At 30.9% G+C, this 14,913-nt stretch carries 14 protein-coding genes; 2 read left to right on the top strand and 12 right to left on the bottom strand.

Annotated features, from left to right (window positions below; translation table 11 throughout):
* Nucleotides 1-73 precede the first annotated feature (73 nt).
* The 5 genes from ACU4C5_RS09225 to ACU4C5_RS09205 form a co-directional block, all read right to left on the bottom strand.
* Nucleotides 74-898, bottom strand: coding sequence for a mechanosensitive ion channel family protein (locus ACU4C5_RS09225; protein ID WP_446843919.1), 825 nt, complete (start codon nt 896-898; stop codon nt 74-76).
* 7 nt (nt 899-905) lie between these two features.
* Nucleotides 906-2,222 carry an ABC transporter permease gene (locus ACU4C5_RS09220; protein ID WP_446843918.1) on the bottom strand — a complete coding sequence of 439 codons (1,317 nt, stop codon included), beginning with the start codon at nt 2,220-2,222 and terminating at the stop codon, nt 906-908.
* 3 nt (nt 2,223-2,225) lie between these two features.
* On the bottom strand, nt 2,226-3,152 hold the full coding sequence (locus ACU4C5_RS09215) for an ABC transporter ATP-binding protein (protein ID WP_446843917.1): 927 nt from the start codon (nt 3,150-3,152) through the stop codon (nt 2,226-2,228).
* Nucleotides 3,153-3,423: 271 nt separating this feature from the next.
* Nucleotides 3,424-4,548, bottom strand: a complete 1,125-nt coding sequence (gene dnaJ, locus ACU4C5_RS09210) for a molecular chaperone DnaJ (protein ID WP_446843916.1) — start codon at nt 4,546-4,548, stop codon at nt 3,424-3,426.
* Nucleotides 4,549-4,556: 8 nt separating this feature from the next.
* A complete protein-coding gene (locus tag ACU4C5_RS09205; protein ID WP_446843915.1) occupies nt 4,557-5,093 on the bottom strand; it encodes a nucleotide exchange factor GrpE in 537 nt (178 codons plus the stop codon).
* A gap of 156 nt (nt 5,094-5,249) precedes the next feature.
* On the opposite strand from ACU4C5_RS09205, the gene ACU4C5_RS09200 reads away from it, so the two are divergent.
* Nucleotides 5,250-5,921 carry a YceI family protein gene (locus ACU4C5_RS09200; RefSeq protein ID WP_446843914.1) on the top strand — a complete coding sequence of 224 codons (672 nt, stop codon included), beginning with the start codon at nt 5,250-5,252 and terminating at the stop codon, nt 5,919-5,921.
* Between the two features lie 60 nt (nt 5,922-5,981).
* On the opposite strand, the gene ACU4C5_RS09195 is transcribed toward ACU4C5_RS09200, so the two are convergent.
* From ACU4C5_RS09195 to ACU4C5_RS09165, 7 genes are all read right to left on the bottom strand, one after another.
* Nucleotides 5,982-6,887 carry a TIGR01777 family oxidoreductase gene (locus ACU4C5_RS09195; protein ID WP_446843913.1) on the bottom strand — a complete coding sequence of 302 codons (906 nt, stop codon included), beginning with the start codon at nt 6,885-6,887 and terminating at the stop codon, nt 5,982-5,984.
* Nucleotides 6,888-7,021: 134 nt separating this feature from the next.
* Nucleotides 7,022-9,280, bottom strand: coding sequence for an FUSC family protein (locus ACU4C5_RS09190; protein ID WP_446843912.1), 2,259 nt, complete (start codon nt 9,278-9,280; stop codon nt 7,022-7,024).
* Between the two features lie 45 nt (nt 9,281-9,325).
* Nucleotides 9,326-10,390, bottom strand: a complete 1,065-nt coding sequence (locus ACU4C5_RS09185; RefSeq protein ID WP_446843911.1) for an aldose epimerase family protein — start codon at nt 10,388-10,390, stop codon at nt 9,326-9,328.
* Nucleotides 10,391-10,404: 14 nt separating this feature from the next.
* Nucleotides 10,405-12,843, bottom strand: a complete 2,439-nt coding sequence (locus ACU4C5_RS09180) for a protein-disulfide reductase DsbD family protein (RefSeq protein ID WP_446843910.1) — start codon at nt 12,841-12,843, stop codon at nt 10,405-10,407.
* 296 nt (nt 12,844-13,139) lie between these two features.
* Complete coding sequence (locus ACU4C5_RS09175) at nt 13,140-13,547, bottom strand: hypothetical protein (RefSeq protein WP_446843909.1); 408 nt, start codon at nt 13,545-13,547, stop codon at nt 13,140-13,142.
* 5 nt (nt 13,548-13,552) lie between these two features.
* On the bottom strand, nt 13,553-13,948 hold the full coding sequence (locus tag ACU4C5_RS09170) for a rhodanese-like domain-containing protein (RefSeq protein WP_446843908.1): 396 nt from the start codon (nt 13,946-13,948) through the stop codon (nt 13,553-13,555).
* An 11-nt stretch (nt 13,949-13,959) separates the two neighbouring features.
* Nucleotides 13,960-14,274, bottom strand: coding sequence for a rhodanese-like domain-containing protein (locus ACU4C5_RS09165; RefSeq protein ID WP_446843907.1), 315 nt, complete (start codon nt 14,272-14,274; stop codon nt 13,960-13,962).
* A 177-nt stretch (nt 14,275-14,451) separates the two neighbouring features.
* Here ACU4C5_RS09165 and ACU4C5_RS09160 point away from each other — a divergent pair, with 177 nt between their 5' ends.
* On the top strand, nt 14,452-14,904 hold the full coding sequence (locus ACU4C5_RS09160; protein WP_446843906.1) for a MarR family winged helix-turn-helix transcriptional regulator: 453 nt from the start codon (nt 14,452-14,454) through the stop codon (nt 14,902-14,904).
* Nucleotides 14,905-14,913: the final 9 nt, after the last annotated feature.

Here is a 14,913-nt window from a genome sequence, read left to right as displayed (position 1 = left end):
ACACTTTGTGATTTAGGGTTAATAAGTGGGTCTTAATAGAAATTTAAACGATAATTTTTAATAGGTATTATAATCATTGCTTAATAACATGAATATCTCTTTGCGGGAAAGGGATACTAATATTATTTTCTCTAAATAATTTATCAATTTCAAATCGTATATCGCTCGCAAAATATTGTGCTTTAAAACTGTCGTTAATTGTATAAACTACTTTAAAATCTAACGAGCTATCTCCAAAACCAGTAAACACAACTCTTGCTTCTGGTAATGGTAAAATATCTTCGTGAGATGAAGCCGCTTGTAGTAAAAGTTTTTTTACTAGTTGCACATCACTTCCATAAGCGACACCTACGGTTACGTTCTCTCGTGTTGCAGTTCCGTTTTGTGTCCAATTATAAAGGCTATTTGTTAAATATAAGTGATTAGGAATAATAAGTACTTTATTATCTATAGTTACCGCTCTTGTGGTACGCAGTTTGACTTCTTCAACACGACCTATTTTGCCTTCTAACTCAATAATATCACCTACATATACCGATTGATCTACTAAAATAAACACACCAGAAATAATATCTTGAAATAAAGTTTGTAATGCTAAACCTACACCTATTAATAAGGCAGCAGAAGCCGCAAATATACCTGTAACATTTATTCCTAAAGTATGAAAAGTAATTAGTAAAATAACCAGATAAATAAGCCATCTAGCATAAGAGAATATTACCTTAAATTTCCCCTTATCTATATCACGCATATTTCGAGTCACTAATCGTCTAATTAGTCTCAAAACCATGGTTGCAACAACAAGTACACATACCAAAATAATAACATCTAATATACTTATAGAGATGTTTTCGGTAATACTGTAAGATTCATTTAAAGCTTTAAAAAACTCTTTCATAAACTCTTTAATATTTTAACCATTTATATAATTCTTTGTAGCTTGGTTTCTTTCCGTACATTAAAATTCCTACTCTATAAATTTTAGCTGCAAACCAAACTGTAAACATAAATGTACCAATTAATAGTAATAAAGATACTACTTGTTGCCAAATAGGCACACCAAACGGAATACGCATAAGCATAACTACTGGTGATGTAAATGGAATGAAAGAAAACACTGTAGATACAGTTCCATGAGGATCTTCAATTACAGTAAAAGCACCTACATAAACTGCCAAAATTAACGGCATTAAAACAGGCATCATAAATTGCTGTGTATCGGTTTCATTATCTACCGCAGCACCAATAGCTGCATAAAGTGAACTGTATAGTAAATAACCTCCTATAAAAAAGAATAAGAAAGCTATAATTAAATTAGCAATTGGCAGGTTATTAAAGGCCATAATTGCAAGTTGAATTTTTGTTTCAAAATCTGGAGATTGCATTGCTTGTTGCATTACCTCTTGTTGCGGACTTTGCATTTCCATAAAACTCACACCAAAGATTGCCGAAATTACCATCATCATAATCCCTCCAAGAATTACCCAAACCACAAACTGTGTGATTCCTGCTAATGAGGTTCCAATAATTTTCCCCATCATTAACTGCATTGGTTTTACAGATGAGATAATAACTTCAATAATTCTGCTTGTTTTCTCTTCAATAACACTACGCATAATCATGTTACCGTAAATAATGATAAACATGAATAATAAGTATCCTGCAATACCACCGAAGGCTAATTTTAAAACATTATCAATTTTTGAGGTTGTTTCACCATCAAAACTTTCTTGAGCGATATTGATACTTACTTTTGAAGCTGTAATTTTTTCAAGATCAACACCTTTTTCTTGTAAACTTAAATTGGTAAATTTCTTTTCTAATTTACTTTCTAATGATGTCATCACGGTAATTGATGGAGAATCTTCAGAATAAAATGTTACACCGTCTGAAACAGGAGTATCTCCCAAAGGTTTAGCGATGTAAAGTAATCCATAATCTTCTTCAGATTTTACAATTGCTTTTGCTCCTTCCAAAGTCGTAGCTTCAGATAAAAATTTATAAGTGGTATGTTCTGTACTTTCAAAAACATCGTGTACTAATCCAGATTGATCTAAAATAGCAATAGTACGTTCTTTGTCTTTATTTAACTGTGTTAAGTACCCAACAACTGCCATTAGTGCAATCATTATTAACGGACTTAAAAAAGTCATGACTATAAACGATTTATTTTTAACCTTGGTAAGGTATTCTCGTTTTATGATGAGTGGTAAATGATTCATTTCTTAATTATTTTTTACAGTTTGAATAAAAATATCGCTTGCACTTGGTATCACTTCTACAAAGTGATTTACCTGAGCTTTTGAAGTTAAAAAGGATAGTAAATCGTTAGATGAATCGTTAGGATTCAATTTAATATTTAGTTTCACCCCTTCATTTAAATTTTTGAATGTTGCTGGGAACACTTCAAACTTATCTTTTATAATATCTGTAATTAACGCACTGTTTTCTGCTTGTAAACCAACTTCAAATGTATTGGTTTTAAATTCGCGTTTAATATCGGTTAATTTACCATCTAATACTTTATTAGATTTATGAATTAGCGCAATATGATCACATAATTCTTCAACAGATTCCATACGGTGAGTTGAAAAAATCACGGTTGCACCTTCATCGCGAAGTTGTAATATTTCATCTTTAATAAGGTTGGCATTTATAGGATCAAATCCTGAAAATGGCTCATCAAAAATGAGCAATTTTGGGCGGTGTAATACGGTAACGATAAATTGTATCTTTTGTGCTTGACCTTTACTTAATTCTTGAATTTTTTTGTTCCACCAGTCACCAATTTCTAATTTATCAAACCAATATTTTAAGCGGTCTTTAGCTTCTTGTTTAGACATTCCTTTAAGTTGTGCTAAATACAAAGCTTGCTCGCCTACTTTCATTGATTTGTATAACCCTCGTTCTTCTGGTAGGTATCCAATATCTTTAACATGATGTCCTTTCAAAGGATTACCATCTAATAACACGTTTCCGGTATCTGGCATGGTAATTTGGTTAATGATTCTAATTAGAGTTGTTTTTCCTGCTCCATTAGGTCCTAAGAGTCCAAAAATACTGCCTTTAGGTACAGCTATTGAAACATCGTTTAGTGCTTTAAAATCTCCAAAACTTTTAGAAACCGAATTAGCAACTAATAAATTATTCATAGGATATGTTTTTTGAAAGTGATTTTTTTTCTATTTGTAGTGTAAAGATATTAAATGTTACACGACTTTATACAAATACCTATTAAACTTCATAAAATGACCGTTTATAAGTTGAGTATAAAATGATTTTATTTTTAAGGAATAGCCTTTAAAAACAAAACCCACCCTCAATAAATTAAGGATGGGAAAAAATTGCTATGAAAAAGAAAAATTATCACTAAAGTTAATCAGTGATATTCAAATATAGTGTTTTTTCTTAAAAACCACTGTTTTAAGAAAACATATCTTTTACTTTTTCAAAAAATGATTTATCAGAACTTTCTGGTTTTGGAGAAAAATGTTCGTCATCTCTCATTGCTTCAAAAAATTCTTTTTGTTTCTTACTAAGTGTTTTAGGCGTCCAAACATTAACGTGTACTAATAAGTCTCCTTTAGCATAACCATTAATATTAGGAATACCTTTCCCTCTTAATCTTAATATTTTCCCAGATTGCACACCTGGTTCAACTTTAATTCTAACTTTTCCTGTAACAGTATCTATTTCGGTTGAGTTTCCTAAAACAGCATCTGGCACACTTACATATAAATCATAATGTAAGTTATCACCTTCACGTTTTAATGTTGGGTGTTCTTCCTCTTGTATTGCTACTAATAAATCTCCCGAAATTCCGTTTCCTGGTGCATCATTACCTTTTCCGGTAACTTTTAATTGCATATCTCCAACAACACCTGCTGGAATTTTAACAGTTACAGTTTCTTCGGTTATTTTTAAACCTTGTGCATCAGCATCGGCAGGTTTTTTATCAATACTTTGTCCGGCACCACCACAAGTAGGGCAAGCCGCAGCGGTTTGCATTCTACCTAAAATAGTATTTGTAACACGCGTAACTTGACCGGTACCATGACATGTTTTACATGTTGTATATGTGGTTCCTGGAGCTTGTTTTTTACGTTTTACTTTTATTTTTTTCTCAACACCGTTAGCAATTTCTTCTAAAGTTAAAGTTACTCGTATTCTTAAGTTACTCCCTTTTACGCGTCTTTGACCGCCTCCGCCGCCAAAACCGCCTCCAAAACCACCTCCGGCTCCACCAAAGATGTCACCAAATTGGCTAAATATGTCATCCATATTCATACCTCCATGACCACCGCCACCAAATCCACCTGATCCATCAAAAGCTTGATGACCATACTGGTCGTAACGTGCTTTTTTATCGGCATCACTTAATATCTCGTAAGCTTCAGCTGCATCTTTAAATTTCTCTTCTGCTTCAGTATTATCGGGATTCTTATCAGGGTGATGTTTTAACGCCATTTTTCTGTACGCCTTTTTTATTTCGGCAGCACTTGCGCTTTTATCAATCCCTAATATGTCGTAATAATCTCTTTTTGCCATGTCTTGTCTTATTGTCCTATAACTACTTTTGGAAACCTAATTACTTTATCTCCTAGTTTATATCCTTTTTCTATAACGTCAATCACTTTACCTTTAAGTTTTTTTGAAGGTGCAGGGATTTGAGTAATAGCTTCGTGATCATCTGCATTAAATGTATCTCCTTGTTTTACCTCAACAACACTTAGTCCTTTTTGTTCTAAAGTGGTAAATAATTTTTGATAAATAAGTAATACTCCTTTTCTTAATTCTTCGGCTTCTTTATCATCTTCAATATGAGACAAAGCGCGTTCAAAATCATCTAAAACAGGTAACATTGACACCATTACATCTTGACTTGCTGTTTTGAACAACTCAATACGTTCTTTACTGGTACGTTTTTTATAGTTTTCAAATTCAGCAAAAAGACGCATAAATTGATCTTTTTCTTTCACTAAACTTTCTTTTAGCTGCTCTTCTTCAGTTAACTCTACAACTGGTGTTGCTTCTGTACCTTCTTCATTAACTAATTGCTCGTCTATAGTTTCGTTTGTATCTTTTTCACTCATTATTAAGTACCTTTAGTTCTTTTTCTTTCTATTTTGCAAAAGTACTGCCAATATTAAAAAAATGTCAAAATGTCACTAATTAATTTTTATTAATTCTAAATACTGAACAGACATTTATTATTTTTGTAATTATTAATAATATTAAACACTATTAAAATGAAAAGAAGAATTTTAAACATTTTTGCATTTGTTGCAATTACTGCTACCGTAGTAAGTTGTAAAGACAAAGCTAAAGAAGTAAATACAACTGAAGCCGAAACTGTAGCTGTAAGCGAAAACACATCTCAAAAATACGTAGTTAACGTTGCGGAATCTAATATTGCTTGGGTAGGTGCTAAACCAACAGGAAGCCATAATGGAACTATTAATATTGAAACTGGAGTACTTAACACTAAAGATGGTGTTTTAGAAAGTGGTACATTTTTAATTGACATGAATTCTATTACTGTTTTAGATTTGGATGGTGAAATGAAAGATAATCTTGAAGCACACTTAAAAGGAAGTGTTGAAGGGAAAGAAGACCACTTTTTTAATGTAGCAAGTTTTCCTACCGGAGCTTTTGATGTTACAGGAGCTAAAGTTATGGAAGATGGAAAAACTGTACTTTCTGGAAACTTAACTTTAAAAGATATTAAGCATAATATCTCTTTTGCTGTAACAGTTACTGAGAAAGATGATATATTAACAATTACAAGTGATAAATTTTCAATTGATAGAACTAAATGGAACATTAACTACGGATCTAAATCTATTTTTGATGATTTAGGTGACAAATTTGTTAATGACAAGATTGAATTAACAATTACTCTTAAAGCTAAAAAAGCTTAATTAGTTATTTGTATTAAAAAAGCCATTTCGAAAGAAATGGTTTTTTTTTATGTTTTATTTTTACAATAAATCCTCTAAAGCTCTTTTAATATAATAGTAGTTATAGTTAAAACCTAAATCTTCAATTTTAGTGGCACTTACTCTTTGGCTCTCAAAAAGTAAAATATGCATATCTCCTAATAGTAATTTCATAAACACCTTTGGAATATTTGGTAAAAAAAGAGGACGTTTTAATTGTTTAGCTACTGCTTTAGTTAACTCTGTATTAGTTACCGGATTTGGAGCAACACCATTAATTACACCTTCTATGTTTTCTTCTAATATAAATACAAATAAGCGTGCTAAATCTATAACATGAATCCATGATTGCCATTGTTTTCCTGATCCAAAAGCAGATCCTAAACCATATTTTATAGGTTTTACCATTTCGGATAAAGCCCCTCCATTAGCTGCCAAAACTAGTCCTATTCTAACTTTTGATACTTTTATACCTAATGTTGTAAATGCATCAGCTGCAGATTCCCATTGCTGTACAACCTCTCCTAAAAAACTATTAGAAACCTGAACACTTGTTTCATCGTAATAATTAGTTATTGAATCTGGATACACACCAATAGCACTTGCGCTTACCATATGTTTAACACCTGTAATGTTCTCTTTTGCTATAGTAGTTTGTAAAAACTGTAAGGCTTCTACTCTACTTTGTAAAATTTGTGCTTTATATGTGGTGCTCCAACGTTTTGAAATAGATGTTCCTGCCAAATTAATAATACAATCAATCCCAACAAAACAGCTAACATCTATAATTTGTGATTTAGGATTCCAATAAAACCCTTTATAATGTGGTTTATTTTCTAGTTTATTTTTTGATGTTGTTAAATAATGTACATCAATATTTTTTTCATGACATTGCGCCACTATTTCTTTCCCTACTAAACCGGTTGCTCCTGTTATTAAAATTTTCATGCTCCCTTTTTTATTAAAGTTACAAAATTACACATCCAATAGCACTTACTTTAGTTTAGATTTAACAAGAAGTCATAAAACTTACTTTGAAAGTCACATAAAACACCCCTGTAAAAAGGAGATAAAGTATATTCCTATTTAAAGATAGCTTTATATTTTAAAGTCACCTTTTTAAGATTCCCCGAAAGGGTTTTTAACCAAATTAATTGATTGGAAATTAAATGAGATTCCTGTAGTTGGCGTAACATTTTATCATCAATCTTTATCTGTCCGTCTTTAATATCTTTATCTCTTTCTTCAGATAATGTTTCAAAGGAATTGAGTAATTTTTGTTTTGCATTATCAATATCTACGTATTTCTCGGTTGTTAACTCTGTACTATTTTCTAACTGTAATATTGAGTTTTTAAGCGAGACACTAATACTTTCAACCATAATATCAAAAGATTGTGATGCTTTGGTAGTTTCGTGATTTAGCACATAATTTCCAATAGATGCAATGGCCGATAAAATAGTATGATTAAGCGTTACAATATCATATACTAAAACCGAATCTTTTTGTTTTGATTTAGGATCTTGAGTCAATCTCTGAAAAGCAGCATTAAGATTACTGATCGCTATAAAAGCTTCTTTTCGGCATAACTTATAATTTAAAGTGTTTTCAGCTTTATCATGATACAATTTCTTAACAGCATTTAAATAGGCATTGTTAGCTTTAATTCCGTTTAAAATTACAGTATCTAAGTTTTTAAATTCCCAACTAGGAAACACCACATAATTAGCCAACACAGCAATAGCAGCTCCAAAAATAGTATCAATAACACGATATTGAATTACAGAAAAAGCATCAGGATCAATAAGCGCATATACAAACACAATATTTATGGTTACAAAAGCGGCTCCTGCTTTATAGTTTTGCTGAATTAAAGAAAATGCAAACGTTAAAGATATTACTGCTAACACCATGTATACGGTAGTGTTTTTGGTAATTAGTATTATAATTGCGGCCACAACTGCACCAATAATAGTCCCAATAATACGATGTTTGGAACGTTGTTTTGTTAAGCCGTAATTAGGACGCATAATCACCAGGATAGTCAGTACAATCCAATACGCATTTTTTATATCGAATATACTTCCGAAGACAAATCCAAAAACAATAGCAATAGATAATCGTAACGCATGCCTAAGAATAGGCGATTGCATACTAAAATGTTGTAGTAAAATATTAAAATTATACTCCTGTAATGTTAAAAAGTGTTTTGAATCTGCACTTATAAACTGTTTTTTAGATCTAAAAACTCCTTTCCCTAAAGCACGTTGTATGGCTTTAATTTCTTCAAACAGTTGCTTTTGGTAATCATGAAGATTACGTAATGAAATGGCGCCCTCTCTCGCTTTAGGTAATGTTACCTCAGCCACATAATCATCAATAGAATTTTGAGTTTGATTAAAGGTGTTATTTAGAAGTAATAATTCTGGAAGTTTTCCTTTTTTTAATAATAATTCTGATAAAATAATAAGATGATCTCCCATTACTTTATTCATTTTCTTAAACGATTTTAAATGTTTTTTCTGAAGTATAAAAAGCGTATCCATTTTAGAATAATCTAAAGTATTGGCTAGCGCTAATTCAAAAATATCAACTAACGAAATAAAAATAAGTAAGCGTCTCTCGTTAGATAAAGAACGTCCTGTTCGTTTTCTGTCGTTAAGTAAAAGTTCTCTTAGAGTTTCGTGTTTTTCGGTAATTTGAGTTTGAAGCACCAAAGCTTTTGTAGTTAAAAGCTCTCTTCGTTTTGGTTTGGTAAGTAGTTTTGCTCTTATTTTTAAATATTTTCCTGTAAGTACAAGTGTATCAAACAAAAATTGATCGGCATCTTTTTTAGGTAATAACCATTCAGCAATTAATGACACTAATAAATACCAAAGACCACCAAGTCCCATTAAAGTGACATGAATAGCAATGTCTTGAAAATTTTCTTTATGAATTGCTAAGGCTAATATAATAGATAACAATCCTGAAAAAGCAACTAAAGAAGCTCTAAAACCATAGGCTGATAATAACGAAATTGTAAAACTAAATATAGCTATAACCGCTATTAAAACAAGAAAATAAGGTTTTACTAACAGAATCACAAAAGTGACCAACATCGTCAATCCTATACTTATTAAAACACCATTAATTTTTCGTCGCAATCGTCCAGCAATATCACTTGGCGCGTTTAAAAAAGCTCCTACCACAAGAGAAGGTGCATATTCAACATAACCTAAAACATAAAATAAGAGTAACGGTATTACTACAGAAACGGTTAATGTGCAACCTCTATAAAACCCAGATCCTTTAAGAAATAACTCGGTGACTTTTAAATAATTATTTAGTTGATCTCGCATATTACAAAAATAGCTTAAATGTTATTTAAGATTATAAAGAACAGGTTACTTTATTGAAAATTTAAATGTAGTTGCCGAAGTATAAGTATCGCCTACTTGTAAAATAACCGATGGAAAATTAGCCTGATTTGGACTGTTAGGGAAATGTTGTGTTTCAAAACAAAAAGCCGATCGGTTAATAAATAACTGTTGGTTTTCTTCTGTTTTAAGAGTTCCTAAAAAGTTTTCTGTAAAGAATTGTATCCCTGGTTGATTTGTAAAAACCTCTAAAAATCGTCCGCTTTGTTTATGATAAGCTGAAGCTGCAAAATACACATTAGTATCGTAATTATTAAGCACCCAATTGTGATCATATCCATCTGCAATTATTAATTGCTCATCATTTTTAGAGATAGAACCCCCTATTTTCTTCGGAATTTTAAAATCGAAAACCGTATTATCAACAAGCTTAATTTCACCTGTTGGAATTTTAGTTTTGGTAATTGGTAAAAAGGCATCAGCATTAATAACCACTTCGTGATCTAATATGGTTTGCTTAAAATTTCCTGATAAATTAAAATAAGAATGTTGCGTTAAATTTACAACAGTAGTAACGTCTGTAGTTGCAGTATAAGTAATCTCAAGTGCATTATCATTAGTTAATGTATAACACACAGTTGTTGTTAAATTCCCTGGATAACCTTCTTCCATATCTTTACTAAGATAGGTAAGTTTTAAGGTGCTACTTTTTGTGTTTTCAATAGGTTGTGCATGCCAAATGGCTTTATCAAAACCCTTATTACCACCGTGTAAATGTTGGTGATTGTTATTAATAGCTAAGGGAAATTCTGTATCATTTAAACAGAATTTCCCTTGTGCTATCCGATTGGCGTAACGTCCTATAATAGCACCAAAATAAGGGCTGAATTTTTCGTAATCGCTAATCGTTTTATATCTTAAAACTATATTTTGAACTGCTCCTTCTCTATCAGGAACTTTTAACGCAGTTATAATTCCTCCGTAAGTAATCACATCTACAACAACACCGTTGGCATTTTTAAGATGATATTTCTCTACAGACTTACCATCTAAGGTTTTTCCAAAATCAGAAACCGTTATTTGTGTGTTCAAAATAAAATTAAGTCTTATTTCTTAAAGTTATTGATACTTTCTTCCATCCAATTGTAATACTCATCAGCATTTGGAGTATATCCTACTGGTGGTAATAAATTTTCTTCATCATGATCAATAATTACATAAAATGGTTGCGTATTTGTTTTAAACTTGATTGTTTGAAACTCACTCCATTTTTGTCCTATGTATTTTAATTTTTTACCTGGACGTAATTTAGATTCTATAACCTCATCTGCAGGTAAAGGACGTTTGTCATCCACATATAATGAAATTAAAACAATATCGTTTTTTAAGGCGTTTAATACGTGATCTTCAACCCAAACGTTTTGTTCCATTTTACGACAGTTTACACATGCCCATCCTGTAAAATCTAACATGACTGGTTTTCCTACTTTTTTAGCGTAAGCCATACCTTTATCATAATCGTTAAAGGCCAATATTTGGTGTGGTGCTAATAAGTGTGCACCATCAGGTAACTCTTCATGAGAACTCACTGCGCCTCCTCCTTTTGAGTTTCCTACGCCGTAAGGTGACTCACTATAATCTAATGGTGGTGGAAATGCACTAATTAATTTTAATGGTGCTCCCCAAAGTCCTGGTATCATATATATAGTGAAGGTTAAAACTACCAATCCTAAACTTAATCTACCTACCGAAATATGTGGTAATGGCGAATCGTGTGGTAATTTTATTTTTCCAAAAAGGTATAATGCTAAGGTTCCAAAAACGGCAATCCAAATTGCGATAAATACTTCACGCTCTAATAAATGACCTTGTAATACTAAATCTGCTTGCGATAAAAATTTAAATGCTAACGCTAATTCAATAAATCCTAATACTACTTTTACAGTGTTTAACCATCCACCAGATTTTGGTAATGTATTTAACCATCCTGGGAAAGCTGCAAATAATGTAAAAGGTAATGCAATAGCTGTTGAAAATCCTAACATTCCAATTACTGGAGCAATTCCTCCTTTTGATGCGGCTTCAACTAATAATGTTCCTACAATTGGCCCAGTACAAGAAAATGATACAATTGCTAAAGCTAATGCCATAAAAAAGATACCTACTAATCCTCCTCTATCAGCTTGCTTATCTACTTTATTTGCCCATGAGTTTGGTAAAACAATCTCAAAAGCTCCTAAAAATGACATAGCAAATACTATAAGTAATCCAAAGAATATCACATTAAACCATACGTTTGTTGCTAGTGCATTTAAAGCATCTGCTCCAAAAATACCGGTAATAAGAGTTCCTAAAAGCACATAAATAACAATGATTGAAAGTCCGTAGATAACAGCGTTTCTAATTCCTTTAGCTTTAGATTTACTTTGTTTGATAAAGAAACTTACCGTCATTGGAATCATAGGGAACACACATGGTGTTAATAATGCAATAAATCCTGATAAGAAAGCAACAAAAAAGATAGTTACTAAACCTTGAGTATCGCCGTCTGAATCTGTAGTTGAAGCTGCAACATCTGCAGAATTTTCGCTAGATGCTTTTACAGCTGATGTTAAATCGAAATCTAAATCTACATAAGTTGGTGCCGTACATTGTGTATCATCACAAGCCATAAAAGAAACTTCACCAGAAATTGTTTTAGTAGCTGCATTTGAAACTTTTATGCGCTGTCTAAATTCTGCTGATTTTTCAAAATATGTAATCTCCATGTCAAATACAGGATCATGCACTGTAATGCCTTTTTCTTCTGAAGTTTCACCTACTAACTCAATATTTTTTACTGATGAAAAATCAAAAGCTGTTGGTATTGGCTTAATCTCTTGAGCCTCATCAATATTTTGAGAATATAAGTGCCATCCGTTTCCTATAGTTGCTTTGGCGACTAAGTTATATTCGTTATCTGATACTTTTTCAACAGATGTAGACCATTTTACAGGATCTACAATATTAGTTTTTGCAGAGTTCCCAGAAAACAAAGAGTTTCCTAATGCTGCAGTTTCTGCAACCTCTTCAACATTGGTAGCCTGAGTTGCATTAGTTAAATTGTATACTAAATCTACATAGTTTGGAGGCAAACATCTTGCGTCATCACAAACCATAAATTCAACTTCTCCTTTTACTAGAGATAATTCTTTATTTAAAACTTTAATACGTTGAACAAATTTTGCTTTATTTTCAAAAAACTTAATTCTCATATTAAAAACAGGATCATCAATAGTATGACCTTCTTCTTCTGAAGTTTTTCCTGTTAACTCAAATTTTGCATCTTTAGTATAATTAAACACTGTGGCAATTGGTCCATCTTCTGGAACATCTTGAGAATATAAGTGCCAATTTTTTTCTATAGTTGCTGTGGCAATTAAATTGTATTCTGTATCTGAGATCTTCTCAACAGAAGTTTCCCATTTTACAGGGTCAAAAACCTGAGCTTGTGTTGTAAAAAGTGAGAAAAGGGTTAGGAATAAACCTAATAAAGCATGTTTCATTGTAAATAAATATTTGTCTCCAACAATATACTATATGTGTTAGAATTAAAATTATAAAAACTTATAGTCGACTAATTTAAACTATCCTAACAATATATACTAAAGCTTACACGGATAGTTATTCCATAAAAAAAACACTAAAGTTCAATACTTCAATGTTTTGTGCTTCTTGAATTTAATTTATAGTCTGATTAATTAACAAGTAATTAACTGAATTCATTATTATTTGAGTGTAATTTACAAAAAAGATGCCATTATTAATAATTTTATAATTATCGTCAACCTATTAATTGATATTAACTTGAAATATGGCTTTCAATAATCTGTTGAAGTTTTATAACATCTTTTATAACTACATTTTCAATATTAAAAGTAACTATTTCACCATCTTTTTTTGTTATAATAAAGGTGTCTTCTTTTATTTCACAACCTCTAATATCATTAAAACTTAATGTTATACTATTAACAATATGTAGTTTTATGGTGATGCCTATTTTATTCCATTGTATATAGTTTTTAAACCAAAACATTTTAGTGAAATAAATAGTTTGTAATAAAAAACCAATTGCAGCAATACGCTTATTTATTTTAGGATTTTCAAATTCAAAAAACTCAAAAGTTCCAAATACAATAAAAAAAAGGGATAAGATTAAAATTATAATCCATCCCCAATTCTTTTTATTATCAAAATGAATATGCTTCATTTCTATTACAATTCAACAGCAAGTCCCTTATGTTCCCACTCAGCTATACCACCATTTAAATCGTATATTTTTACAAAACCAGCATCTTCTAGTTTTTTAGCACATTTTGCGCTACGTCCACCAGATTTACAGTAAATAATTACCGGTTTACTTTTGTCTAAGTTTTCAATTTCACTATCAAAAGTTGGTGAATTATAATCTATATTTTGTGAGTTTGCAATATGCCCTCCGGTATATTCTTCTGGAGTTCTCACATCTACAAGTTGCATATCTTCTAATTCTAAAAGTTCCTGCATTTCATCAGTAGTCACCATTTTTATAGGACCATCGTTAGCTGTTTCTTTACAACTTGTGATTAAAACCGTTAATAAAACAGTTAAAATTATCATTATTTTTTTCATAATCTTTGGTTTTATTTAGAAACGACTTCGCCTTTCCAATTTAATATTCCGCCTACTAAATTATAAGCATTTTCAATTCCTAATTGATTCATTATTGAACACGCTTGTCCGCTTCTAGCACCAGATCTGCAATACACAAAGTAGTTTTTTGTTTTATCTAAAGCTTCAATATCTTCAATAAACGCATCTCCTTTATATATATCAATAGTAATTGCATTAGGTATAATTCCTTCTGCAACTTCTGCTGGTGTTCTAACGTCTAAAACTACAGCGTTAGTATCTGTTGCTAATTGCGATTGCCACGCCTCTTGTGTTAAGTCTGCCATTATTTTATTTTTTAAGATACAAAATTAACTTTTCTTTGTGAAATAGACGAGTAAAATAAATTCAGTTTCAAATTCACTTATTAAAAATCACCTCAATTTTAATATTTTTTAAATTTAATAAAAAAAATATAATAAAATTAAAAAATTATCATACATTTGTATATACAATTATTGTACATGAAAACATTAAAACATATTCTAAAAACTAATACCGATTTAAATATTAATAAAGAAACGGTGATTAATATCTCACTAGTAAGTATATGGATTAAAGATGAAATATTATCAGCTTTAAAACCCAATGATTTATCTATTGAACAATTTAATGTCTTACGTATTTTAAGAGGAAAAAAAGGGGAAGCTGCCAATCTTAAAGATATACAAGACCGCATGGTTAATAAAATGAGTAACACTACCCGACTAGTAGATAAACTAATTTTAAAACAATATGTAGAACGTTTTGTTTGTGAAAATAACAGACGTAAAGTTGAAATTTTTATTACAGATAAAGGTTTAAAAACACTACAAGTTATCGATCCTATAATAGATAAGACAGAACAGCATATTACTAAAAAATTATCAGCGTCAGAATTAAAACAATTAAATACATTATTATTAAAAATGAGATAGTCTCTTTTT

This window comes from Lacinutrix undariae, assembly GCF_052934785.1.
The sequence above is the reverse complement of the archived record's forward strand: the minus strand, read 5'-3'. Positions and strand labels throughout refer to the sequence as shown.

Excerpts from the sequence above, each read along its gene's own strand:
- ACU4C5_RS09225 (WP_446843919.1), bottom strand. The coding sequence starts at position 898 with ATGAAAGAGTTTTTTAAAGCTTTAAATGAATCTTACAGTATTACCGAA.
- ACU4C5_RS09220 (WP_446843918.1), bottom strand. The coding sequence starts at position 2,222 with ATGAATCATTTACCACTCATCATAAAACGAGAATACCTTACCAAGGTT.
- ACU4C5_RS09215 (WP_446843917.1), bottom strand. The coding sequence starts at position 3,152 with ATGAATAATTTATTAGTTGCTAATTCGGTTTCTAAAAGTTTTGGAGAT.
- dnaJ (WP_446843916.1), bottom strand. The coding sequence starts at position 4,548 with ATGGCAAAAAGAGATTATTACGACATATTAGGGATTGATAAAAGCGCA.
- ACU4C5_RS09205 (WP_446843915.1), bottom strand. The coding sequence starts at position 5,093 with ATGAGTGAAAAAGATACAAACGAAACTATAGACGAGCAATTAGTTAAT.
- ACU4C5_RS09200 (WP_446843914.1), top strand. The coding sequence starts at position 5,250 with ATGAAAAGAAGAATTTTAAACATTTTTGCATTTGTTGCAATTACTGCT.
- ACU4C5_RS09195 (WP_446843913.1), bottom strand. The coding sequence starts at position 6,887 with ATGAAAATTTTAATAACAGGAGCAACCGGTTTAGTAGGGAAAGAAATA.
- ACU4C5_RS09190 (WP_446843912.1), bottom strand. The coding sequence starts at position 9,280 with ATGCGAGATCAACTAAATAATTATTTAAAAGTCACCGAGTTATTTCTT.
- ACU4C5_RS09180 (WP_446843910.1), bottom strand. The coding sequence starts at position 12,843 with ATGAAACATGCTTTATTAGGTTTATTCCTAACCCTTTTCTCACTTTTT.
- ACU4C5_RS09175 (WP_446843909.1), bottom strand. The coding sequence starts at position 13,547 with ATGAAGCATATTCATTTTGATAATAAAAAGAATTGGGGATGGATTATA.
- ACU4C5_RS09170 (WP_446843908.1), bottom strand. The coding sequence starts at position 13,948 with ATGAAAAAAATAATGATAATTTTAACTGTTTTATTAACGGTTTTAATC.
- ACU4C5_RS09165 (WP_446843907.1), bottom strand. The coding sequence starts at position 14,274 with ATGGCAGACTTAACACAAGAGGCGTGGCAATCGCAATTAGCAACAGAT.
- ACU4C5_RS09160 (WP_446843906.1), top strand. The coding sequence starts at position 14,452 with ATGAAAACATTAAAACATATTCTAAAAACTAATACCGATTTAAATATT.